Source organism: Collinsella sp. AM41-2BH, assembly GCF_003468085.1.
GTDB lineage: Bacteria > Actinomycetota > Coriobacteriia > Coriobacteriales > Coriobacteriaceae > Collinsella.
Genome location: NZ_QSGH01000018.1, coordinates 21,164 through 43,351 on the forward strand (window position 1 = coordinate 21,164; position 22,188 = coordinate 43,351).

Annotated in this window: 18 protein-coding genes; 6 read left to right on the forward strand and 12 right to left on the reverse strand. The window is 60.1% G+C overall.

Going from position 1 to position 22,188, the window contains the following annotated elements; all coding sequences use genetic code 11:
- Positions 1-89 precede the first annotated feature (89 nt).
- The 11 genes from DW899_RS08695 to DW899_RS08745 all read right to left on the reverse strand — a co-directional run bounded on the left by DW899_RS08695 (position 90) and on the right by DW899_RS08745 (position 14,478).
- Positions 90-440 carry a hypothetical protein gene (locus DW899_RS08695; protein WP_117778602.1) on the reverse strand — a complete coding sequence of 117 codons (351 nt, stop codon included), beginning with the start codon at positions 438-440 and terminating at the stop codon, positions 90-92.
- Between the two features lie 369 nt (positions 441-809).
- Entirely contained in the window at positions 810-1,769 is a 960-nt protein-coding gene (locus DW899_RS08700; RefSeq protein WP_117800698.1) for a 3-hydroxyacyl-CoA dehydrogenase, read from the reverse strand.
- 416 nt (positions 1,770-2,185) lie between these two features.
- Complete coding sequence (locus tag DW899_RS08705; RefSeq protein WP_117800700.1) at positions 2,186-6,976, reverse strand: 2-hydroxyacyl-CoA dehydratase; 4,791 nt, start codon at positions 6,974-6,976, stop codon at positions 2,186-2,188.
- Positions 6,977-6,987: 11 nt separating this feature from the next.
- Positions 6,988-7,698 (reverse strand): TetR/AcrR family transcriptional regulator, encoded by a 711-nt coding sequence (locus DW899_RS08710; protein WP_117785895.1) that lies wholly within the window; start codon positions 7,696-7,698, stop codon positions 6,988-6,990.
- Between the two features lie 123 nt (positions 7,699-7,821).
- Positions 7,822-8,679, reverse strand: a complete 858-nt coding sequence (locus tag DW899_RS08715) for an HAD-IIB family hydrolase (RefSeq protein WP_117800702.1) — start codon at positions 8,677-8,679, stop codon at positions 7,822-7,824.
- 116 nt (positions 8,680-8,795) lie between these two features.
- Positions 8,796-10,058 (reverse strand): MFS transporter, encoded by a 1,263-nt coding sequence (locus DW899_RS08720; protein ID WP_158566604.1) that lies wholly within the window; start codon positions 10,056-10,058, stop codon positions 8,796-8,798.
- Positions 10,059-10,158: 100 nt separating this feature from the next.
- The gene (locus DW899_RS08725; protein WP_158551295.1) at positions 10,159-10,821 is read right to left on the reverse strand and encodes a TetR/AcrR family transcriptional regulator; all 663 of its coding nucleotides are present in this window, start codon (positions 10,819-10,821) and stop codon (positions 10,159-10,161) included.
- A 74-nt stretch (positions 10,822-10,895) separates the two neighbouring features.
- Complete coding sequence (locus tag DW899_RS08730; RefSeq protein ID WP_117734256.1) at positions 10,896-11,234, reverse strand: P-II family nitrogen regulator; 339 nt, start codon at positions 11,232-11,234, stop codon at positions 10,896-10,898.
- 208 nt (positions 11,235-11,442) lie between these two features.
- A complete protein-coding gene (locus DW899_RS08735) occupies positions 11,443-12,720 on the reverse strand; it encodes an ammonium transporter (protein WP_117800706.1) in 1,278 nt (425 codons plus the stop codon).
- A 198-nt stretch (positions 12,721-12,918) separates the two neighbouring features.
- Positions 12,919-13,938, reverse strand: coding sequence for a putative ABC transporter permease (locus DW899_RS08740; RefSeq protein ID WP_233539952.1), 1,020 nt, complete (start codon positions 13,936-13,938; stop codon positions 12,919-12,921).
- A 3-nt stretch (positions 13,939-13,941) separates the two neighbouring features.
- Positions 13,942-14,478 carry an HD domain-containing protein gene (locus tag DW899_RS08745; RefSeq protein WP_117800710.1) on the reverse strand — a complete coding sequence of 179 codons (537 nt, stop codon included), beginning with the start codon at positions 14,476-14,478 and terminating at the stop codon, positions 13,942-13,944.
- Positions 14,479-14,706: 228 nt separating this feature from the next.
- On the opposite strand from DW899_RS08745, the gene DW899_RS08750 reads away from it, so the two are divergent.
- From DW899_RS08750 to DW899_RS08775, 6 genes are all read left to right on the forward strand, one after another.
- Complete coding sequence (locus DW899_RS08750) at positions 14,707-16,488, forward strand: 1-deoxy-D-xylulose-5-phosphate synthase (RefSeq protein WP_117800711.1); 1,782 nt, start codon at positions 14,707-14,709, stop codon at positions 16,486-16,488.
- A 456-nt stretch (positions 16,489-16,944) separates the two neighbouring features.
- Entirely contained in the window at positions 16,945-17,940 is a 996-nt protein-coding gene (locus tag DW899_RS08755; protein WP_117785902.1) for a glutamate ABC transporter substrate-binding protein, read from the forward strand.
- Positions 17,941-18,078: 138 nt separating this feature from the next.
- Positions 18,079-18,738 carry an amino acid ABC transporter permease gene (locus DW899_RS08760; RefSeq protein WP_006234894.1) on the forward strand — a complete coding sequence of 220 codons (660 nt, stop codon included), beginning with the start codon at positions 18,079-18,081 and terminating at the stop codon, positions 18,736-18,738.
- Complete coding sequence (locus DW899_RS08765; protein WP_117800713.1) at positions 18,735-19,568, forward strand: amino acid ABC transporter permease; 834 nt, start codon at positions 18,735-18,737, stop codon at positions 19,566-19,568. The genes DW899_RS08760 and DW899_RS08765 overlap by 4 nt, the downstream gene beginning before the upstream one ends.
- Before the next feature lie 36 nt (positions 19,569-19,604).
- Positions 19,605-20,369 carry an amino acid ABC transporter ATP-binding protein gene (locus DW899_RS08770; protein ID WP_117798267.1) on the forward strand — a complete coding sequence of 255 codons (765 nt, stop codon included), beginning with the start codon at positions 19,605-19,607 and terminating at the stop codon, positions 20,367-20,369.
- A gap of 87 nt (positions 20,370-20,456) precedes the next feature.
- Complete coding sequence (locus DW899_RS08775) at positions 20,457-21,266, forward strand: gamma-glutamyl-gamma-aminobutyrate hydrolase family protein (protein WP_117800715.1); 810 nt, start codon at positions 20,457-20,459, stop codon at positions 21,264-21,266.
- Between the two features lie 110 nt (positions 21,267-21,376).
- Here DW899_RS08775 and DW899_RS10800 read toward each other — a convergent pair.
- Positions 21,377-22,188, reverse strand: an 812-nt coding sequence (locus DW899_RS10800) for a hypothetical protein (protein ID WP_233539953.1), incomplete at its 5' end; no start/stop codon positions are given.

Here is a 22,188-nt window from a genome sequence, read left to right on the forward strand (position 1 = left end):
ACGACATGGCGCAGACGTGACGCGGGCCACGAGCAAATAGCGGGGCGCGGTCCATGGCCGCGCCCCGCTCGCTGATTTATTGCCGTGAATCAGCTGTCCGCATCGACATCGCCAGACTCCACTGTAAACGCCGGACCGGTACTCACCAGATAAAAACGGGTCACCCTGGTATCTCTAAATAGGTAGAGCAAGCCCTGATCGCGTCGGCGCGAAATATACGCCACGTGGACCGTACCGAATTCTTCGCCGTTTTCCTTCTTTAATATCAGGATGTTGGGGTCATCCGTACGCTTAAACTGCCCGTCTGTGCAGATTCCGTCTTGGTCGACCAGCTGCCATCGACAGTTGTCCTCCTCAAGAAAAGCCAGGGTTTCCCGACTTGTTTCGTCATCCCGATAGTAACCGTCAATGGCAAAGCCTTCGGAAGCACATTCCTGCATATAGGATGTTTCTCGACTTATAGCGAACTGCCCTATAGCGCCCAGGAGCACAGCTAGGCAAACCACTGCAAGGGTTATCGAGATAGTACGGCGGCCCATATTAACCAGCCCGATACTTGTTTAACGGAGCACGAAACATACTTGGTACCTCCGATATCATGGCGAATGTCACCTACGGCCTGTCGGCAATCATATGTTTCCAACATCAAACCATATGGCAACCACTCGCGAGAGGAGTATCGGCGAACGGTGCATTTTTGCGTTCTATTGGGCAAACGTCAACGCGCGCTACAGCTCTTGCTCGACCTATTCAGATCTTGTCGCATACTACCGTAGATCCTCAACGCTTCCGCCCCCAAGAGATCATTTTTAGTACGTAAAGAAGCCCTCGCCCGAGCTTTCGCCCAGCTTACCTTCGTCGAGCATCTGCCTGAGGACGGAGGCCATGGCCTTAAAGTTGTAGGGCATCATCATCTTTTTGAGCAGCGGGCTCACCAAGCCCGGGACCTTTTGGTACTGCATGACGATGTTGTAGGCCGTCTGGATACCCACCGTGTCGAATACACGGAACGGGCCCTTGGGAGCGCCGGTGCCGCGCGTCCACGCGAGGTCGATGCTCTTGGGGTCACTCACACCCGAGACATACAGGTCAAGGCCCGAAAGCAGCCACGGCACCAACATGGAATTGAGCAGGTAGCCGTTCTTTTCCTTGTTGACGGGCAGGGCAATCATGCGGATGTCGTTGGCAAAGTCGACGAGCTCGTCGAAGTAGCGCTTGTCGGTTTGGTCCTGTGCCATGACCTCGGTCATGTTGTTCTTCCAGATGGAGTTGGCAAAGTGCAGCGACAGGTACTTCTCGGGACGGCCGGTGTACTTGGCAAAGGTGCTCGGCAGCAGCGTGGATGAGTTGGTCACGATGACGGTCTTTTGCGGCAGAACCGGGGCGAGCTTCTTGTAGAAGTCGATCTTTGCCTGGGTGTCCTCGGCCATAGACTCGATGACCAGGTCGGCGTCGGCCACGGCCTTGGCAAGATCGAGCTCCAGCTTGAGTGTGGAGTAGGCACGCTCGACGGCGGCGAGCGCCGCTTCCTTGTCGAAGGGCTGGGTGCCATCGGCGATACCGGCGCACCACTCGCCCGTACCGTCCGCCATGCCCTCGATTGCCGCGATGTACTCCTTGCGCACGTGATCGATCTTGGGCTGGGTGCGGCCGATGCTGCCCTCGCTGCGCAGCCAAATCGTTACATCAAAGCCACAGTAGGCAGCCTGAAAGGCAATCTGGCTTCCCAACACGCCGCCGCCGGCAACACAAACGGTCTTGTAGCTCATGGGACGATCCTCTCTTACGTAATTCCATAGATGTGTATTTATTCAACCGTAAGGATGACGCACGCTGGGGGTGGGTTCTATAAACGGGCGGTATTTCGCGGCAAACGGCTACATATGTTCATTATCTCAGGGTTCCGAGGGCAGTTTTTGGTGCCACCGAGACGTCGTTTTCGGAAGTATGCGGCAAATTCCGGAACTCTTGAGCACATCCTGGTTTTTCGCCAATAAAACCGCAGGTACAGAGCTTGGACATATCCGGTGTGCTCGGCTTATTCAGATTTTGCCGCATACTTTCGAAATCTAAGTTCGCAAAGGGTGATAGTTGGGGCGTTTACGCAACAGATGTCCAGTAAAAACGGGTGGTAGCCGGTACGGCTACCACCCGTTTGTCTCATATCTAGCGCATAGTAGGCCAACTACTTCTTAATGCCGCGTCCCAGGCGCTCAGCGACCGACGCCACGGCGCTCTCGTCGACCGAGCCGCAGCTCACGCAGCCATCGTGGGCACGCATCTGGCCGGTAACCTCGTCCATCGCGAGCGGTGCCACCTTCTCGAGCTTAAAGCCCTTGCCGGCACGCATGTTCTCCTTGGCCACGCTGATCATGAGCTTAATACGGTTGAGCTGGTTGACCTCGGACGCACCAGGATCATAGTCCACCGCAACGATGTTGCTCTCGGGATGCTGGCGGCGCAGCTCCTTGATCACGGCCTTGCCCACCACGTGATTGGGCAGGCACGCGAAGGGCTGCGTGCAGATGATGTTGGGCGCGCCATGGTCGATCAGGTCGAGCATCTCGGCCGTGAGGAGCCACCCCTCGCCCATGTTGTTGCACACCGAAAGCACCGTGCGGGCCTTGTCGGCCATGGTACCGATGCGCTCGGGTGCCTCAAAGCGGCGGGACTTTTCGAGCATCTCCTCCACCGGCGTGCGCATCCAGTCCACGAGCTTGATGAGCGCCTGCATACCAGCTCGCGTGGTAGCAGAGCTTCCCAGCTCGTCCTTCTGCAGCTCGGCGTTGCTCATGGAGTACAGGAAGAAGTCGAGCAGACCCGGCACCACGGCCTCGCAGCCCTCGCGCTCGATAACGTCGACCACGTGGTTGTTGGCTGTGGGGTGGAACTTGACCAGAATCTCGCCGACCACGCCCACGCGCGGCTTGGTGCCCTCGCCCACGAGCGGCATGGTGTCGAACGCGCGGATGGCCTCGCGGCACAGCTTGGTGTAGTTGTGGCGGTTGAACTTGGGCGCCAACTTGCGAGCGCGCGCCATGTACTCCTCGTAGAGTGCGTTCGCCGCACCGGGCGTGGCCTCGTACGGACGGCAGCGGTAGAGCATCTGCATCATCACGTCGCCAAAGAGCACCGCGTAGACTGCCTGCTTAAGCAGCGCCGGCGTAATCTTAAAGCCGGGGTTGTCCTCGCCCAGCGCCACGGCCGAAAGCGAGATCACCGGGATCTCGGGGTGGCCGCTCTCACGCAGGGCCTTGCGGATGAGTGCGATGTAGTTGGTGGCACGGCAGCCGCCGCCGGTCTGGCTGATGACCACGGCCGTCTTGGACAGGTCGTACCGACCGCTCTCGATGGCCTCCATAATCTGGCCGGTCACCAAAATGGACGGATAGCAAATGTCATTGTTCACATAGCGCAGGCCGGCCTCGACGGCGTCGTGGTCGGTCGAGGGCAGCAGCTCCAAGTTGTAGCCGGCACCACGGAACACCTCTTTGACCAGGTCAAAGTGGATCGGCGCCATCTGCGGGCACAGGATGGTGTAGCCCTCCTCGCGCATCTGCTCGGTAAAGGGCACCTTGGGCCATGCGGTCGAGGCGCTCTCGCGCTGCGCCTCAAACGTGTACTTGTGGCTCGCGAACGCGGGGGCATCCGTGGAGGGTGCCACCGGCGCGGCGTCGCCCTGCTCGTAGGCCTCGCCCGCTGCCGTGGCCTCGGCCAAGCGCTCGGCCTCCTGGTCCTTGAGCGCGGCCATGAGCGAGCGAATGCGGATGCGCGCGGCGCCCAGGTTGGACACCTCGTCGATCTTGAGCACGGTGTAGATCTTGCCGCTGGCCTCAAGGATTTCCTGCACCTGGTCGGTGGTCAGGGCGTCCAAGCCGCAGCCGAAGGAGTTGAGCTGGATCAGGTCCAGGTCGTTGCGCATCGTCACAAAGCGGGCGACGGCGTACAGGCGGCTGTGATACATCCACTGGTCGACGACGCGAATCGGACGCTCGGGCTTTACCAGATGCGCGAGCGAATCCTCGGTAAAGACCGCAAAGCCAAAGCTCGAGATAAGCTCGGGCAGGGCATGGTTGATCTCGGGGTCGTTATGGTAGGGGCGGCCGGCGAGCACAATGCCATGGCCACCGTGGTCCTCGACCCACTTAAGGGCCTCCTCGCCCATGGTCTGGATGTCCTCGTGAAAACGTGCATCGGCCTCAAAGGCAGCGTTGACGGCGGCATCGACCTCGGAGCGCGTGATCTTGGGTCCACGCACGCGACCGCGACCGGCCTCAGCATCGGCCACACGGTCGACGGCAAGTACCTGGTACAGACGGCGCTTGAGCTCGGTCTTGTCGTGATAGGGCACAAACGGGTACAGGAACTCGATGTTCTGCTCGCGGATCTCGTCGATGTTGAGTGCCAACGCCGTGGGGTAGCTCATGACGATGGGGCAGTTGTAACAGTTGCCAGCCGTCGGATCCTCCTTGCGCTCCCAGCGCACGCACGGCATCCAGATAAAGTCGACGTCACGGTCGATGAGGTTCATCACGTGGCCGTGGCTCATCTTGGCCGGATAGCACACGCTCTCGGACGGCATGGACTCGATGCCCGCCTGGTAGGTCTTCTTGCTCGACTGGTCGGACAACTGCACGCTAAAGCCCAAGCGCGTAAAGAACGCGTGCCAGAAGGGGTAGTTCTCGTACATGTTGAGCGCGCGCGGGATGCCGACGGTGCCGCGCGGGGCCTCGTCGGGGCTCAGCACCTCGCGATTAAAGAGCAGCTCGTTTTTCTTTTTGAAGAGGTTGGGGGCCTCGGTCTTTTGCTTTTTGTGGCCGGCGCCCTTCTCGCAGCGGTTGCCGGTAATGAAGCGCCTGCCGCCGCCAAAATCGTTGACGGTAAGCTGGCAGTTGTTGGAGCAACGTCCGCAGCGGACGTGCTTTTGCGTCACGGTGAGGTGCGCGATGTCCTCGGCAGAAAGAATGGTCGAGGTGCCGTCGGCGCCGGCGCGATCGCGGGCGAGCAGGGCCGCACCGTAGGCGCCCATGCAGCCGGCGATGTCGGGACGCACGGCATGAACGCCGGTGAGCTGCTCAAACGCACGCAGCGTGGCATCGGACATAAAGGTGCCGCCCTGGACGATCACCTGACTGCCGATCTCCTTGGGGTCGCGCAGCTTAATAACCTTGAACAGGGCATTCTTAATGACGGAATAGGACAGACCAGCCGCGATGTCGCCCACCGTGGCGCCTTCCTTTTGCGCCTGCTTAACACGCGAGTTCATGAAGACCGTGCAGCGGCTGCCCAGGTCGACGGGGGCCTTGGCATGGATGGCGGCATCGGCAAACGCGCGCACGTCCATGTTCATAGACACGGCGAAACTCTCGATAAAGCTGCCGCAGCCCGACGAGCAGGCCTCGTTGAGCATGATGTGCTCAATCACGCCGTCCTTGACGCGCAAGCACTTCATGTCCTGGCCGCCGATGTCCAGGATAAACTCGACGCCGGGCAGGAATGCCTTGGCGCCGCGCAGGTGCGCGACGGTCTCGATCTCGCCGGAGTCAGCCTTGAGGGCCTCGATGAGCAGCGCCTCGCCGTAGCCCGTGGCGGTCACGTGGCCGATGGTGCAGTCGGCGGGGATGTGGTTGTAGAAATCGGCCATGATGACCTTGGCCGTGCCCAGGATGTCACCGTTGTTGTTGCCATACCAGGTGTGCAGCAGCTGGCCGTCCTCGCCTACGAGCGCGGCCTTCATGGTCGTGGAACCGGCGTCGATGCCGATGAACACGCGGCCGGTATAGCCTTCGAGCTTGCCCTTGGGGACGACCTCGGTGTCGTGGCGACCCTTGAACTCGGCAAAGTCCTCGTCGGTGGCAAAGAGCGGATCCAGACGCTCGACCTCGGCACCCTGTGTGTCACCCAGGGCATCAATGGCCTCGATGAGCTGCGGGAACGTGCTGAGCTTGTTGGACTCGTGCGCCATGGCGGCGCCGCTCGCCACAAACAGGTGAGCGTTTTGGGGCACGATACGGTGCTCCTCGTCCAGGTTGAGCGTGAGGTAGAAGCGGTGGCGCAGCTCGGAGAGATACTGCAGCGGGCCGCCCAGGAAGGCGACGTTGCCGCGGATGGGACGGCCGCACGCCAGGCCCGAGATGGTCTGGGTCACGACGGCCTGGAAGATGGAGGCGGCCACGTCCTCGGGGCGGGCGCCCTCGTTGAGGAGCGGCTGCACGTCGGTCTTGGCAAAGACGCCGCAGCGACTGGCGATGGGATAGATGGTGGTGGCGTTGGCCGCGAGCTCGTTGAGGCCGCTCGCGTCGGTGTGCAGCAGGGTTGCCATCTGGTCGATGAACGCGCCCGTGCCGCCGGCGCAGGTGCCGTTCATGCGCTGCTCGATGCCGTTATCAAAGTAGATGATCTTGGCGTCCTCGCCGCCCAGCTCGATGGCGACATCGGTGGCCGGGATGAGGGTCTCGACGGCGCGCTTGCTGGCGATGACCTCCTGGACAAACTCCAGGTCGAGCCACTGGGACAGCAGCAGGCCGCCCGAACCGGTGATGGCGCAGGTCATTTGGGCAGCCGGCAGCACGGTCGCAGCACCCTCGAACAGGTCGCGGGCGCAGGCACGGACGTCGGTGTGGTGGCGCTGGTACTTGGCGTAGACGATCTGGTTGTCGTCGTTGAGCACGGCGAGCTTAACGGTGGTGGAGCCCACGTCGATGCCCAAGTGCAGGTTGCCACGAGCGTTCTCGGGGTTGAAGATCGCGCCTTCGGGGGCGTGGGCGGCGGTGGCGGTTACGGACTCGGCAACGTTGGGCGTGGCTGCGTCAGCGGTGAGCGTCTCCCCTGCCGCGTTCTTGGCATCGGCAACTGCCTCGGCAACTTTCTCGACAGCCGCGGTCGCGGCCTTCTGCGCGGCGTCCATCACGGTGGGCGCGGCCTCGCGTGCGGCAGCGACCACACGATCCTTAATGCCCTCGACGAGCTTGCTCATTGTCTCTCCTCTTAGTTGTTGGACTCGACGGTTGCGGCGGTGTCGGCCGCGTCCTCGAGCTGCAAGTTCAATAGCTTCATGCCGTATTCCGGCACGTTGATATCGATGGGTTGGCCATACAGGTCACCAGGGCGCACAAAAGCGAGCACCGTCATAATGCGTGCCATGGCCTCGGGCGATTCGGTGAGCCCACGCTCAAACCAGCGCTGAATCAGGCCGACCTCGGCACTCACGACGTAGGTGACGTAGTAGTCAAAGAACGTGCCCAGCGCCAAGCCCAAAATGCCCGTCTGCGCACGCGGCACCACAGCCTCACGCGCGGTGTCGATGATCCTTTTAATGAAGGCCTGGTCGCCGCCCGGACCCAGCAGCGCACCAATTAAGTCGCGGTTGGCCGCAAGATAACGCAGCAGCTCAACCGAACCGGGCGCCGGCTCGAGCTCATCGATGTTGTGATAGAGATCAGGCAGCTGAGCTGCGGTGATGAGCTCAATGCGCTCACGGATCTCAGCCAGCAAGCCGTCCTCGATTTGATTGATAAAGTCGGGGATATCGCGGTAGTGCGAATAGAACGTGCGGCGCGTAAGGCCAGCGCGCTCGGTGAGCGACGCGACATTAATGCGCGAAAGGTCGCCGCTTTCGGCAAGCTCGCTGGCAAGTGCCTGGCGAAGGGCACGCTGCGAGCGAAGGGACCGGCGGTCGCATTTCTCGAGCTGGGACAAGCGTCCTCCTTGTTACTCAGCCTGTGCGCTATTGCACAGTGCGAGTATTATTGCACACCGTGTGCATCAACACGTAAAGGCAATATTTAGAATGTGACGAGGGGCAGTCCCTTTGTCACATTATTATTCGATGATGGTGCGGGAGTTCTGCTTGCGCATGGTGGCGAGCATGTGTTTGGGGACGGCGTGGACCATGCAGTTGCCGATGGTCGCGCTCGCGGCGGCCTTAGCTGCATCGCTTGCGTTTTTGGTCGCGTAGCTGTGGCGGAAGCGTTTGAGCATGGCGATGTCGTTGCCGCCGTCGCCGTAGACCGCGACCTCATCCTCGGCAATCCCGTAGTAGCCCGCCAGCCAAGCCACGCTCTCGCCCTTGTTGCACGCCACGTCCGTGATCTCGAACATCACGGGGTCGAACGGCGCGTTGACCACGCGGTCCGAGCGCTCGGCCAGATACGCCTTAAGGTCGCGCTCCAGCTCGGGCGAGGTCACGCGACAGTTGATCTTGCACACATCGTGGCGCAGGATGTCACCGATCGACTGGCCGAAATACTGTTCCTCGTGATACCCGCCACGTGCACGCATACCGCGCATCACAATACGCTTGATGGGGCTGTCCTTTTTAAAGCCCGCCTGATGCATCTCGAACGAACCGCTCGAGTACATGCCATCGGGCGTGGAACAATCAAAGCAAATGTCCGGGAACGCCTTGAGCAGTTCCTCAGTGACCTGCGGGTCGACGGTCCAGGTTTTGAGCACCTCGCCATGACTGTCGCGCACGATGGATCCGTTGGAGCAGCAGGCGTCAAGCGCCAGGCCTGTAAAGCCATGCTCGCCGATTGGCAACGTCGAGCGTCCGGTCGCGGGAACCACATGCAAGCCGGCCTCGGTCAGCTCGCGAATGGCACGGCGGATAGTCCCGTCCGCCTCGTGCAGGGCGTTAAGCAGCGTTCCGTCTAAGTCACTCGCGAACATCTTGATCATGGGCGTGCCTCTCTTTCGTCTGCACGTTATTTTAGACGAAAGAGAGGCACGCCTATGCAAGGGTGTTCCAACGCGCCAGGGCATTCGCTTCCGCAAAACCACAGTGCCCCAGCGCGTTAAGACAATCGCCGCAATCGATTTTTCAGCCGATAAAACAGAGCCGTCGTCAACGTCAGCACCGCCAACATGGCTGCGAATACAATCGCCGGTGTCCATCGATCATATGCAACCCCGTACGTCAATTGGCCGATAGGCGTTGCGCAGGAAAGGACCATGTAAACGACCGAAAGCACTTTTCCGCAGAGCTCAGTCGGCGCTACCCGCTGAACAAACGCGATGATTTCAACCGACGTAATGCTCGCCCACACCATGACCCATGCCGAACCAACCGCAAACACGGTGAACACGCATACATCTACGCCGAACAGCAGCGTAACAATAATCGGCGCGACTCCAAAACAGATCATCGCAACATATCGGCATATGCCATTGAAAGAAAAACGATGCGGCCAAATGCCGACCAAGCCACTGCCGGTAAGACCACCCAGGCCCAGAGCAACCTCAACTATCCCAACGCAGGACGATTGCATGCCGAGATGCTTTGTAACAATAATGGGAGCGCCAATCGTTAGCCCAACCAACGCAAGGTTCAAAACTGCCGCAAGCAAAATCACAGCGACCAATGATGCATTTTGCAACAGATACCGAATCGACTCCCGAAAATCGTTTCGGCATGTCGTGCGAGTCGCGCCGTCTCCCATCGTTTCAGATGAGGCATTTTGCTTGAGTACGCCACCAAACAACAGAGCTGAAATCGCAAACGTTACCGACGCGATTGTGCAAAGAGCATCGATGCCAAAGCACCCATAGACTGCCGTCCCGACCACAGGACCCAAGATATTGCTCACCATGGTCACCTGCGAAACCAATGCAGTGGCCCGCTCAACCTTCTTTTCACCCGCCATGCGCACCGTCTCAATTTGGAGCATTGGCTTTAGCAGCGATTGAACACCATATTGAACACAAAGTATCGCTACTACGACGACCGCAAGAGGCAACGAGCGCTTCATGGGGATAGACAGCAGTGATGCAGTCATCAGAGCAATGCCGAGGGCCACGAGGACCTCGCGATGTCTTCCCCTATCCGCCAAGATTCCGCCAGCCGGAGTTGCAAGTACGCCGGGTATGAACGCTATCGCCGCGACGACGCCATATAACGTTGACGATCCACTGCGATCGAACAAGTAAAGTGGATACGCAAAGCACAGCGCCGACAGCATCGAATACGTGCACAGCTGCGCAACCAGAAGTTCCGCGAGCCTGATTGACCGCACTGTTTTTGATTTCAACGAGACACCGACGTCTCTCAGCCCAGCCATAAGCCCACCCCCTATACATACCATTAGTATGTATTTAATGACTTGAAAAGGGCAGCCGTGGCTACCCTCACAAATCAATTACATACCGTTGGTATCTATATTACCACCCGGCGCAGTCCCATACGTCCCAAATCTGCGCCGTTGTCTGGAGCACTTCCTCGCCCAAATCGAGTCCCACCGCAGAGGCCATCTGCGCCAAACATTGAGCGCGAGCGAGCATTCGATCCTTGGGTTCAAGCGGACGAAACAGTGGCAGCAACCAGAGATTCGCCAGCAACGATACGGCCTCTGCCGCTTCGCGCGGGCATTCGCACGCAATGGATCCGTCGGCGATGCCCTCCTCGATCACTGGCAAGAGACAGCCATCGGCCGACTCGTCAAATGAGCCCTGGTACTGCATCGCCAGTAGGCGCGAGCTTTTTACCGGATCTGCTGCAGGACGCATACGTGCCCATAGCTCAATTTGTGGAACAACGGACTCGGGAGCGTACAGTCGCTTGAGCTTTTGGGCTCCGGTCATATTACCGACGCCAAGCATCGAGCGGCGGCGCTCAACAATCGGAGTCATCGCCCGATCAAACGCGGCGTTGAAAATCTCTTCTTTGCTCTTGAAGTGATGATAGACAGCGCCCTTGGTCATGCCATCGAGACGGTCAACAATATCTTGAATGCTCGTCCCCTCATAACCCTGTGCGCAGAATAGCTCCAGTGCCGCGTCGAGAATCTTCGCGACCGTCTCCTCGGGATATTTATTGCGACCCATAATCCGCCCATCCGCAACGCAAGTCTTGTGCCTCATTGCAGCATTTTAACGTTGCGGATGGTAGGCGGTCGATCCTACACCGCGGCGGGACCGTGTTCGCCGGTGCGAATGCGGATAACTTCCTCGACCGGCTCGACCCAAATCTTGCCGTCTCCGACGGCACCGGTGCGAGCAGCGTTGCAGATGATCTCGACAATGCCGTCGACATGTTCATCGGCGCAGATGAGGGTGAACTGCACCTTGGGGATCGTGTTGACGAGCAGCTCGTTGCCGCGCACGTATTCCTTCCAGCCATGCTGCGCGCCGCATCCCTGCACCTGGTTGATAGTCATGCCGCGAACATCAGCAGCAAACAGCGCGTCTTTAAGAACCTCAAGCTTCTCGGCACGAACGATCGCCGTAATTTTCTTCATAGTGAATTCCTCTCAATAATCAACGTATCCCTTTACATGAGACGCGGGTTTCCCAGGTGCCGTAAACCAACCTCAGAGATCAAAAAAGTTCAACTGACTGGTCTTAGCAGGTTTCCCAAGTGCCGCAGATTGCCGTGAAAGAGGAGCGAAGCGTACTTAAGTACGTGAGCGACGATTGAACGGCAAGGTGCGGTGCTTGGGGAAGCTGCTAATCGAGTCCGGAGAATGAGGGGTATGCGCTCTCGCCGTGCTGACTCGCATCCAGGCCCAGCGCCTCGTCTGCCTCGTCCACGCGCAGGCTGCCATGGAACAGCGCCTTGACCACCGCGGCGATTGCCAAGTCGAGCACCAACACAATAGCGACCGTCACCACAATACCCAGGACCTGCGAGATGAGCAGTGACATGTCGCCCGTGTAGAACAGGCCACCCTTACCGGTCCACGAAAGCTCCGGCACGCAGAACAGGCCCGTGACCACGCCGCCCAAGATACCGCCGATACCGTGGCAACCGAACGCGTCGAGCGCATCGTCGTAGCCAAACTTGGTCTTGAGATGACTGATAGCCAAGTAGCAGACGGGCGAGACGATCAGGCCCATGACCAGCGCCGCCCACGGCTCGACAAAGCCCGCGCCCGGCGTGACCACCACGAGGCCCGCGACCAGACCGGTGCTGGCGCCCACCAGCGTGGGGCGACCGGTGCGCACGCGCTCGACGACAAGCCACGAGACCATACCCGCCGCGCTGGCCGTCACGGTGTTAAGGATGGCAAGCGCCGCCACGGCGTCGGCCTTAAACTCACTGCCGCCGTTAAAGCCAAACCAGCCAAACCAAAGCAGGCCGGCGCCCAGCGCCACAAACGGCACGTTATGCGGACGGTAGCTCACCATGCCAAAGCCGCGACGACGGCCGAGCATCAGGCAGAGAATCAGGCCCGTGAGACCAGACGAAATGTGCACCACGTCGCCGCCGGCAAAGTCGAGCGCGCCGATGATGTCACCGATAAAGGAGCCCTCGCCGCCCCAGACCATGTGGGCGAGCGGCGCATAGACCACGAGCAGCCAAATGCCCAGGAAAGCCGTCATGGCGCCAAACTTAACGCGGCCGGCCAGGCTGCCCGTGACGATGGCGGCGGTGATCATGGCAAACGCCATCTGGAAGGCGATGTTGATGATCTGGGGGTAGACGGCGCCGTCCGCGGCGTTGCCCTCGGCCGCCTGCAGCACCTGGTTGAGCACCGGCAGGCACAGAAGCTGGTCAAGGCCTCCAGTAAACGGACTCGAGCCGTCGCCGCCGTAGGCCAGCGACCAGCCGGCAACAATCCACAGCACACCGACCAGGCCAATGGCGCCAAAGCACATGAGCATGGTGTTGATGACATTTTTGCGCCTGGACAGGCCGCCATAGAAAAACGCCAGACCCGGTGTCATTAAAAACACGAGCATGGTGCAGATGAGCATAAACGTTGTCGATCCCGTATCGTACATTCGCTCCCCCTTGGTCGCATGGACGTTGTCGGCGCCCATAATGCGGCCGAGGGGCAACTGGTGTAGACCAGATACGGCGTTGTTAAACGCTGCGTTGTCGAATGGAAACGGTGCCGCAATCTTGGAAACGGCGCGGCAACGGGCGCGAAACGAACGGGAAATACGCAAGCAAGGGAGCCGTGAGCGCGCCCGTCCCAGCTAGCGCCGGAACAGCTCGCGGGCTCGGTCGCGAAGGTCGGTGGCTCGGATGACGCCCTCGTAGCGGTTGATGCGCAAGCGCGGGAAGGCATTAAAGAAGCGCAGGTCGCGACGGCTGAGCGACACGCTCGGCACCGGACGGCTCATGCGCTTGCCGGCAAGGCGACGACTGAGTGACGGACGCGGCATGCTCGGCGCGGCATCGGCCACGCGGCGGGCAGCGAGTGCCAGGCCGCGAGCACCATCCGCGATAAACGTCGGCATCGAAGCCTTCTCGCGCAGGGCATCGAGCGCGGCGTCACCCAGCTCGGCCAGCCACGCGTTAACGGCACGGCTGCGGATGTGCGTCTGTGTCACCGAGTCAATCGTCGATTCGGGAATGCGCTCGAGCATTGAGTCCGAGGCATCGGCAAGCGACTCGTTGATGCGGTCGGCAAGGTCGGCGCGCACGCGCTCCAGCTGATCGGACAGACGCCGCCAGCTCGCCAACGAGCACACCGCGTCAACCATCATCGCGACCGCGACGATAAAGGCGGACAACCGCACAATCAGCACCGGCAGATGGCCAAGCAGCCCCAGCAATGCCGGCTCCACTAAGCGGCAAATACACAGCGCACCCAGGCCAAACGCGCAGGCCCAGTACAGACAGATGCGTCCGTGCAGGTTAAACGGCAGATGCGAATAGTCCCAAAAGCGAGCGCCCGTTGTTTTTTCCAACAGCACGCCCACGCTGTACTCAATCACGCTGCATACGAGCGCTGCAGCGACAAACTGGCTCGACGCGTCAGGAATTCCGCGCAACAGCAGCCAGCAGGCAATGCCGCCCGCGCCATAGATGGGGCAACACGGTCCCAGCAAAAAGCCACTGTTGGCAAATCGTCCGTGGTTGAGCATGGCGCAGACTGTCGACTCCCACACCCAGCCGCAAAAACCGTAGAAGGCAAACGAGAGCACCAGCGCCGAGAGCGGACAGGCGGCAAGCGTCGCGCCGTCAAATGCCATGTCGATCGCAGTCCCCACCGTCTACCCTCTCCTCTTTTCGCTCGAATCTTTGCTCACGCCATCGTCTGTCTCGTCCTTGCGCGGCAGACGGCCGGCGATCGTCTCGCGCAGAGCGCACCATTTATCTGCCAGGCATACAATCCATGCCTCACGACACGTCGGCGGCACCGGTACCAGCGGAAACATATGGCGCGCGATGATGTTCCGTTCGCGCGACGTCAGCTCAAAATCTTCCTCCGCACGCGCCAGGGCAAAAAACGGGTGGCGAAAGCCATGCAGCCGATGGCTTGGGTCGGGATCGTGCCAGTCATAGAGAAAGTAATCGTGCAGCAGGGCCCCGCGCAGCAGCGAGGCGCGGTCGACCGAAATACCAACACGGTCAAGACGCTCGGCAAAGGACAGGCTCGCCCGCGCCACCGAGGTCACATGTGTATAGACCGTCACATCGCCATGCTGGATAAACTCGCGCGTCTGGTCCAGACGGCCCGCCTGTGCCAGTTGACGGGCAGCATGGTCTACTTCGCGCGCGATTTTCTCGGCACGAACGGTATCGGACATGCTGCCTCCCTCCAGCGGCCCACGGCGACAAGCCACGGCCCGTGCACAATCGATAAAAACATCATGGAACACATCAGTATGGCATCGGACAAAACGTTTTGCCCCACCAGTTGGCGAATTACCGCGCCGCCGTCACATATCAAACGCCAAAATGTGCGAGACTGTCTTGTGCAATTGTGCCGGCCGAGGGAGTGCCGGCGCACGATTCGCATGGAGTAACCCACAACGATGCTGCTTACGCAAACGACAACGCCCGAGGACGTCAAGGCTCTTAATCGCGCCGAGCTCCCGCAGCTCTGCGACGAGATTCGCCACGCCATCCTCGAAAGCTCCGCCGCTGTCGGCGGACACGTTGCCCCCAACCTGGGCGTCGTTGAGCTCACGGTCGCGCTCCACCGCGTGTTTAACTCCCCCACCGACAAAATTGTCTTTGACGTGTCGCACCAGACCTACGCACACAAAGCGCTGACCGGGCGCGCGTACACTTATATCGACCCGGCACGCTATGGCGAGGCTTCTGGCTTTGCCAATCCCGACGAGTCCGAGCACGACCTGTTCGCCATGGGCCACACCTCCACATCGGTGAGCCTGGGCTGCGGCTTGGCACACGCCCGCGATCTGGCGGGCGACATCTACAACGTCATTACCATCATTGGCGACGGCTCGCTTTCGGGCGGTCTGGCGTTTGAGGGCTTTAACAATGCCGCCGATCTCGACAGCAACCTGATCATCATCGTCAACGATAACGACCAGTCCATTGCCGAGAACCATGGCGGCCTGTATCGCAATCTGGCCGAGCTACGCGCCAGCAACGGCACCTGTGAGCGCAACGTTTTCCGCGCGATGGGGCTCGACTACTGCTATCTGGACACCGGCAACGATGTGTTGGCCCTGGTCGACACGCTGCAGGAGCTGCGCGATATCGATCATCCCATCGTGCTGCACGTCTCCACCGCAAAGGGCAAGGGCTTTGAGCCAGCCCAGAGCGACCCCGAGCGCTGGCATCATGTGGGTCCGTTTGACATGGCGACTGGGCGCAAGCTCTGCCCGGGCCATCCGAGCGAGCCTGCGCCGCGCACCTATGCCGACATTACGGGCGAGGCGCTCAGCGCCGCCATCGAGCACGATCCGCAGGTCGTGGGCATCACGGCCGCCACGCCCTACATCATGGGCTTTACACCCGAGCTTCGCGCCGCCGCCGGCAAACAGTTCGTCGATGTGGGCATTGCCGAGGAGCACGCCGTGACCTTTGCCACCGCGCTTGCGCGCTCGGGTGCCAAGCCAGTCTTTGGTGTGTACGGCACGTTTTTGCAGCGCGCCTACGACGAGCTGTGGCACGACCTGTGCCTCAACGATGTCCCCGCAACCATCCTGGTGTTTGGCGCATCGATCTTTGGCACCACATCCGAGACGCATCTTTCGTTCTTTGATATTTCTATGCTGGGCGCTCTCCCCAATATGCGTTACCTGGCGCCTTCCTGCATGGAGGAATACCTATCCATGCTGAGCTGGTCGCTCGACCACCGCGAGCATCCCGTGGCGATTCGCGTGCCGGGCATTGGCTTGGTAAGCCGCCCCGATCTTGCGCCTGCCGAGGACGCCGATTACGGCGCCGTTCGTTACAACGTGGTGTGCCAGGGTCGCGACGTGGCCGTGCTCGCGCTTGGCGATTTCTTTGAGCTGGGCGAGCGCGTGGCAAACCGTCTGACTGCCGAGTACGGCATCGAGGCCACGCTCGTCAACCCGCGCTATGCAACCGAGCTCGACCGCGAGTTCCTCGACAGCCTTGCCGCCAAGCATCGCGTTGTCGTCACCCTCGAAGACGGCATCTTGGACGGCGGCTGGGGCGAGCGCGTCGCGTGCTACTTGGCCTGCACGCCCGTGCGCACGCGCACCTTTGGCATCGCCAAGGGCTTCCCCGACCGCTACGACCCCAACGAGTTGCTCGCTCAGAACGGCATGACGGCCGAGAACATGGCCGCCGAAGCCGTTAGGCTACTTAACGAGTAAAAAACCTCCGCAAGGGAAGCACCCCTGCGGAGGTTTTTATTTTCGCGGCGCGATTATCTCAATCTGTAACATCTAGGGCCCGAATTCCCGTCTAACTGTTACAGATCTAGACAAACCGTCTTTGCCCCTGACCTTTGTCTCAATCTGTAACAGAAAGGGAGCTTTTGTCCGCCTAACTGTTACAGATCGAGACATTCGAATCCCCCTAAGGAGATGATCTCGATCTGTAACAGTTACTCGGCAAAAATGGCTGCAGATGTTACAGATCGAGACAAAACAGCAAGGCATGCCGCTGCATCGGCCAGAACCACCACAAAGGTGCCTGTCCCTTTTTGGTAGGTTGAATAACCCATAAGGTAAGTATGTTTCTGAGTTATTTCGTGTTGACCCATTTGAGCGCGATAGGGTATAACTCTACTCAACCGCTAGGGATTTTATTGAGAAAGGTGTTCTACCATGAGCAAGAACCTCTCCCAGCAGGTCGTTCTCGACCGCCGCGGCTTCGTCGCCGCCACCTTCGCAACCGTCGCCGGCCTTGGTCTTGCCGGCTGCTCCGACACCAGCGCCGAGGCCGACAAGGGTTCCGCCGCCGGCTCTTCCAAGAGCTCCGAAGATGCCGAGGCTTCCACCACGCTCGACGCTAAGGCATTCGACAAGCTCGTCGACAACGGCCCCAAGGCCGATGACGATGCCATCGCCGCCAGCACCTGGGCCACGGCCGTCAAGGACGCCGGTGTCTTTAAGATCGGTGGCGTTCAGACCTCCACGCTCTTCTCCCTCCTCAACGAGAAAGACGGTCAGACCCGCGGCTTCGACGCCGGCATCGCACAGCTCCTGTCCAACTACATTCTGGGCGAGAACAAGGTCGAGATCACCCAGGTGACCTCGGACACGCGCGAGTCCGTCCTGCAGAACGGCCAGGTCGACGCCGTCTTTGCCACCTACACCATCACTGACGATCGCAAGAAGCTCGTCTCCTTTGCCGGTCCCTACTACTACACCCAGCAGGCCATCCTGGTGCTCGCCGACAACGACGACATCAAGAGCGTCGACGACCTGGCCGACAAGAACGTCGCCGTCCAGTCCGGCTCCAACGGCCCTGCCATCCTGGAGGAGCTCGCTCCCAAGGCCAGCCAGCAGGAGTTCAAGACCGACGAGGAGGCCCGCCAGGCACTCCAGCAGGGTCGCGTTGACGCCTACGTCATCGACAACAACATGCAGCAGAGCGCCCTAGTCCGCGAGCCCGGTAAGTATAAGATCGCCGGCAAGCCCTTCGGCAGCAAGGAGCCCTATGGCATCGGCCTGCCGCTCGATTCCGACGGCGTCGCCTTCGTTAACGACTTCCTTAAGAAGATTGAGGACGACGGCACCTGGACCGAGCTGTGGCAGATCTGCATCGGTGACCGCACGGGTGACACCAATGTTCCCGAGCTGCCCGAGATCGGCGCCTAGGCAACGCGCCTAGTAACGGCCGCAACGAAACCATACGGAAACGCACGGTGCGCTTTATTGCGCTAAACTGTTTCTTCACTGAGTTGTCGGGGCTTCCGTACACACGGGAGCCCCTTTCCTTATCGGCGGGAGGTCCGCATGAGTCTCTCCGAGCTCTGGTCGCTCTATGGCCAGAACTACATTGACGCGCTGCTAGCAACCTGGGGCATGACGCTTGAGTCGTTTGCCATCGCCATGGTGCTGGCCGTCGCCGTCACCGTGATGCGCGTGTCGCCGCTCAAGCCGCTGCGCGTCTTTGGCGACCTGTATGTCCAGGTCTTCCGTAACATCCCCGGCATCGCGCTGCTCATTATCGTCGTCTATGCGCTGCCCCCGCTCAAGGTCGTCCTGCCCTACCGCACCTGCGTCATCGTCGCCACAGTGCTCTTGGGTTCTGCCTTTGGCTCCGAGAACTTTATGAGCGGCATCAACACCGTCGGCGTCGGCCAGGTGGAAGCCGCCCGCTCGCTGGGCATGAGCTTCAATCGCATCCTTGCCAAGATCGTGATCCCGCAGGCACTGCGCTCGAGCGTGCTGCCCATGACCAACCTCTTTATCGCCGTCATGCTCACCACCGCGCTCGGCAGTCAGGTGCCGCTTAAACCGCAGGAGCTCACCGGCGTGGTGAGCTATATCAACACGCGCTCGCTCGGCGGCGTCGCCGCGTTCTTTATCTCGGCGCTCGGCTACCTGGGCACGGCGTTTGTGGTGAGTCACATTGGCAACTACATCGATAAGAAGGTGAGGATCCTCCGATGAGCAAGCACTCCTCCCCCGCGCTCACCATGCGCGATGCGCTCTACGAGGCTCCCGGCCCCAAGATGCGCGCCAAAATTCGCATCGGCACCGTTATCTCGCTTGTTGCCGTCGCCGCGCTCGCTGCCCTCGTGCTGCAGCGCTTTTATGTGACCGGTCAGCTTTCGGTCCACTATTGGTATTTCTTTACGCACCTCACCACCTGGAAGTTCCTGCTTGCCGGCTTTGAGGGCACCGTTAAAGTCGCACTCACCGCCGGCGCCATCGCGTTGGTGCTCGGCCTTGCCCTTATGCTCGGTCGCACCAGCGACATTAAGCCGCTGCAGCTGGTCTGCCGCGTGCTCACCGATTTCTTCCGCGGCGTGCCGAGCCTTCTGTTCATCTACTTCTTCTTTTTGGTGCTGCCCCAGTACAAGATTGCGCTGCCGTCGTTTTGGATGCTCACGCTTCCCGTTGCGCTCGCCGCAGCCGGCGTACTTGCCGAGATCTTCCGTGCCGGTGTCAACGCCGTACCGCGCGGCCAGGTCGAGGCTGCCCAGGCACTCGGTCTCTCCAAAGCTAAAATCACCTTTAAAATCGTCCTGCCGCAAGCTATTCGTTTTATCATTCCGTCGTTGATTTCGCAGCTTGTGGTCGTCGTCAAAGACACCACCGTCGCCTACGTGGTGAGCTACCCCGACCTCATGCAAAATGCCCGCGTGCTCATTACCAACTACGATGCCCTCGTGTCGGTCTACCTGGTGATCGCGGTCATCTATATCCTCATCAACGTCGCGATCAACATGGCCGCCGTCTACGTCTCGCACAAGACCGGCGCGACCATCATCCGCTAACGATTTATCACTTCGAGTCATAAGGAGCCGAGCACCATGGCACAGAGCACTTCTTCCACCGGCAATCAGCCGCTGATCGAGCTCAGGCACGTTGATAAGCACTATGGCGACCTGCACGTCCTCAACGACATCAATCTCTCGGTCGACCGCGGCGAGGTCGTCGTGGTGATTGGTCCCTCGGGCTCGGGCAAGTCGACCATGTGCCGAACCATCAACCGCCTGGAAACCATCGACTCGGGCGAGATCCTCATCGAGGGCGAGCCTCTGCCGCAGGAAGGCAAGGACCTTGCCCGCATGCGCGCCGAGCTGGGCATGGTGTTTCAGCAGTTCAACCTGTTCGCACATATGACCGTACTGCAAAACGTCATGCTGGGACCGGTCGATGTGCTGGGCGTCTCCAAGGACGAGGCCCGCGAGCGCGCCATGGACCTGCTGGGCCGCGTGGGTGTTGCCGAGCAGGCCGATAAGGTGCCTGCACAGCTCTCGGGCGGCCAGCAGCAGCGCGTCGCCATCGCCCGTTCGCTCGCCATGCAGCCCAAGGCCATGCTCTTCGACGAGCCCACGAGCGCCCTTGACCCCGAGATGATCAATGAGGTGCTCGAGGTCATGGTTCGCCTGGCCCAGCAGGGTATGACGATGATCGTCATCACCCACGAGATGAACTTTGCCCGCCGCGTGGCCGACCGCGTCGTGTTTATGGCCGACGGCCAAATCGTGGAAACCGGCACGCCCGACGAGTTCTTCGACCACCCCAAGACCCAGCGCGCCCAGGACTTCCTCAACTCCATCAAGGGCCACTAACCCAATTGCCACGCGGGCAAATTCATCAACAGCGTTTGCCCCGCGCCGCCCCTGCGCCATGTCCACCCGGATTCGAAAGCCACGCCCATGATTGGAACCCGCACTTCATCGTCCTTTACCCCGCACGTCGACGTCGATCCCGCCGACCGCCCGCTTATCCTGGTGGCACCGCGCTGGGAAGAAGCGAAGCCCTTTTTGAGCGAAATGCTCTCCCCCAACGAGGAGATCGCGAGCGTCTTTGTCGACGCCATTCTTGCCGCCGGCGGCCTGCCGCTGCAGATGTCCATTACCGAGGACATCGAGGTCATCCGTCATTACGTGGAAATCGCCGACGGTATCGCCATTCCTGGCGGCCCGGACGTCAACCCCAAGCGCTGGGGCGATGAGCGCCCTTACGACCCCACGCTATGCTGCGAGATTCGCGATCGCTTTGAGTTCAAGCTCGTCAACGAGGTGCTCCGCGCCAAAAAGCCGCTCTTTACCACCTGCCGTGGCACGCAGCTGCTCAACGTCGCCACCGGCGGCACCCTGTGCATGGACGTGCCGAGCCTGGGTGCGCGCGAGGGCCGCACGCAGTGGCGCCATACCCACGTGCTCAACGACCCCGTGCACCCGGTCGAAGTCGTGCCGGGTTCGCTGCTGGAGCGCGCACTTGGCGGACGCAGGCTCATCCAGACCAACTCCGCACATCATTGCTGCGTCGACCGCCTGGGCAAGAGCACGCGCCTGGTCGCCAAGGCAACCGATGGCGTACCCGAGTGCATCGAGGTCGAGGGACAGCCGTTCTGTCTGGGCGTGCAATGGCACCCCGAGTACACCTGGCAAACGCTCGAGACCGACTTTAACCTGTGGAAGTCGTTTGTCGAGGCAGCGGCCAAGGTAAAGCAGGCCCGCTAGCTCGCGAACCACTCAGGTTAAAGCCTCCTAAGCCGGGGGGGGCGGACACCAGCTACGGTGCCCGCCCCCCTGTATTTGATATGCTCGGTATGATTATCCCTCACAAACAATCAGAGAAATCTCGACCGCAATCGGTCGACAGTAAAGCAAATGATAAAAACGCTTGCTACGTTTATGAGGCAGTCAATTAAAATCGAGATGCATTGACCATTCCCCAACGGGGTCACGCCGCAAATCCACATGAGCATCGAGGCTGGAAGCGGAAGCATGGAATTGGCCCCGATCTGTATGTAGATCGCTACGACGTTGACAAGCAACAGCATGCCAATCGGACCGAAGCCGGACCCAAAATAGGAAACAACGATTACGCAAGAAACCACGTATGCAAGGCAGGCAGCGGCAGCAAGAACAAGTCGATAGCAAAATACATGCAGGTTGAAATACTGCTGAGCATCCGAAACGATTGCGCAGTTAAGACAGTACAAAACGACACTCGACAGGACAAACGCGCCCAAAAGGGCAAAAGAAGATAGCACCACTCGCGCAACGATAGCGCACACACGCTTCCCTCCCCGAGCCTCCGACAACCCCCACGGTTCCTCGACAAAGCCCGAACTGACAAAGCGCGGCACAATGCAAGCCGCGATGAACGGAAAGAACAATGCATGGGCCAACGGGGCTACGTTGAACAGCAGACCGCGAAAAACCTCTGCATTGCCAAATAGAAGGACATCCTCCGCCGATAGCCGAAGCGTCGGGTCTGGGAAAAAACCCAAGAAACTGTTCTCACGGAGGCTACAGAACCACATCGGGAAAGAATTAAGCTGCAATATCACCATGTACGCATAAATTACCAGGATTAAGGCGTACGCCCATTTGCTCCCTTGATTATCAACTTTATCCGAACACCTCCCACATTCAT

Coding starts and splice junctions, on each gene's coding strand:
- DW899_RS08730 (WP_117734256.1), bottom strand. CDS start 11,234: ATGAAGAAAATTACGGCGATCGTTCGTGCCGAGAAGCTTGAGGTTCTT.
- DW899_RS08770 (WP_117798267.1), top strand. CDS start 19,605: ATGGCACAGAGCACTTCTTCCACCGGCAATCAGCCGCTGATCGAGCTC.
- DW899_RS08755 (WP_117785902.1), top strand. CDS start 16,945: ATGAGCAAGAACCTCTCCCAGCAGGTCGTTCTCGACCGCCGCGGCTTC.
- DW899_RS08715 (WP_117800702.1), bottom strand. CDS start 8,679: ATGATCAAGATGTTCGCGAGTGACTTAGACGGAACGCTGCTTAACGCC.
- DW899_RS08760 (WP_006234894.1), top strand. CDS start 18,079: ATGAGTCTCTCCGAGCTCTGGTCGCTCTATGGCCAGAACTACATTGAC.
- DW899_RS08775 (WP_117800715.1), top strand. CDS start 20,457: ATGATTGGAACCCGCACTTCATCGTCCTTTACCCCGCACGTCGACGTC.
- DW899_RS08750 (WP_117800711.1), top strand. CDS start 14,707: ATGCTGCTTACGCAAACGACAACGCCCGAGGACGTCAAGGCTCTTAAT.
- DW899_RS08695 (WP_117778602.1), bottom strand. CDS start 440: ATGCAGGAATGTGCTTCCGAAGGCTTTGCCATTGACGGTTACTATCGG.
- DW899_RS08735 (WP_117800706.1), bottom strand. CDS start 12,720: ATGTACGATACGGGATCGACAACGTTTATGCTCATCTGCACCATGCTC.
- DW899_RS08725 (WP_158551295.1), bottom strand. CDS start 10,821: ATGGGTCGCAATAAATATCCCGAGGAGACGGTCGCGAAGATTCTCGAC.
- DW899_RS08765 (WP_117800713.1), top strand. CDS start 18,735: ATGAGCAAGCACTCCTCCCCCGCGCTCACCATGCGCGATGCGCTCTAC.
- DW899_RS08720 (WP_158566604.1), bottom strand. CDS start 10,058: ATGGCTGGGCTGAGAGACGTCGGTGTCTCGTTGAAATCAAAAACAGTG.
- DW899_RS08700 (WP_117800698.1), bottom strand. CDS start 1,769: ATGAGCTACAAGACCGTTTGTGTTGCCGGCGGCGGCGTGTTGGGAAGC.
- DW899_RS08705 (WP_117800700.1), bottom strand. CDS start 6,976: ATGAGCAAGCTCGTCGAGGGCATTAAGGATCGTGTGGTCGCTGCCGCA.
- DW899_RS08745 (WP_117800710.1), bottom strand. CDS start 14,478: ATGTCCGATACCGTTCGTGCCGAGAAAATCGCGCGCGAAGTAGACCAT.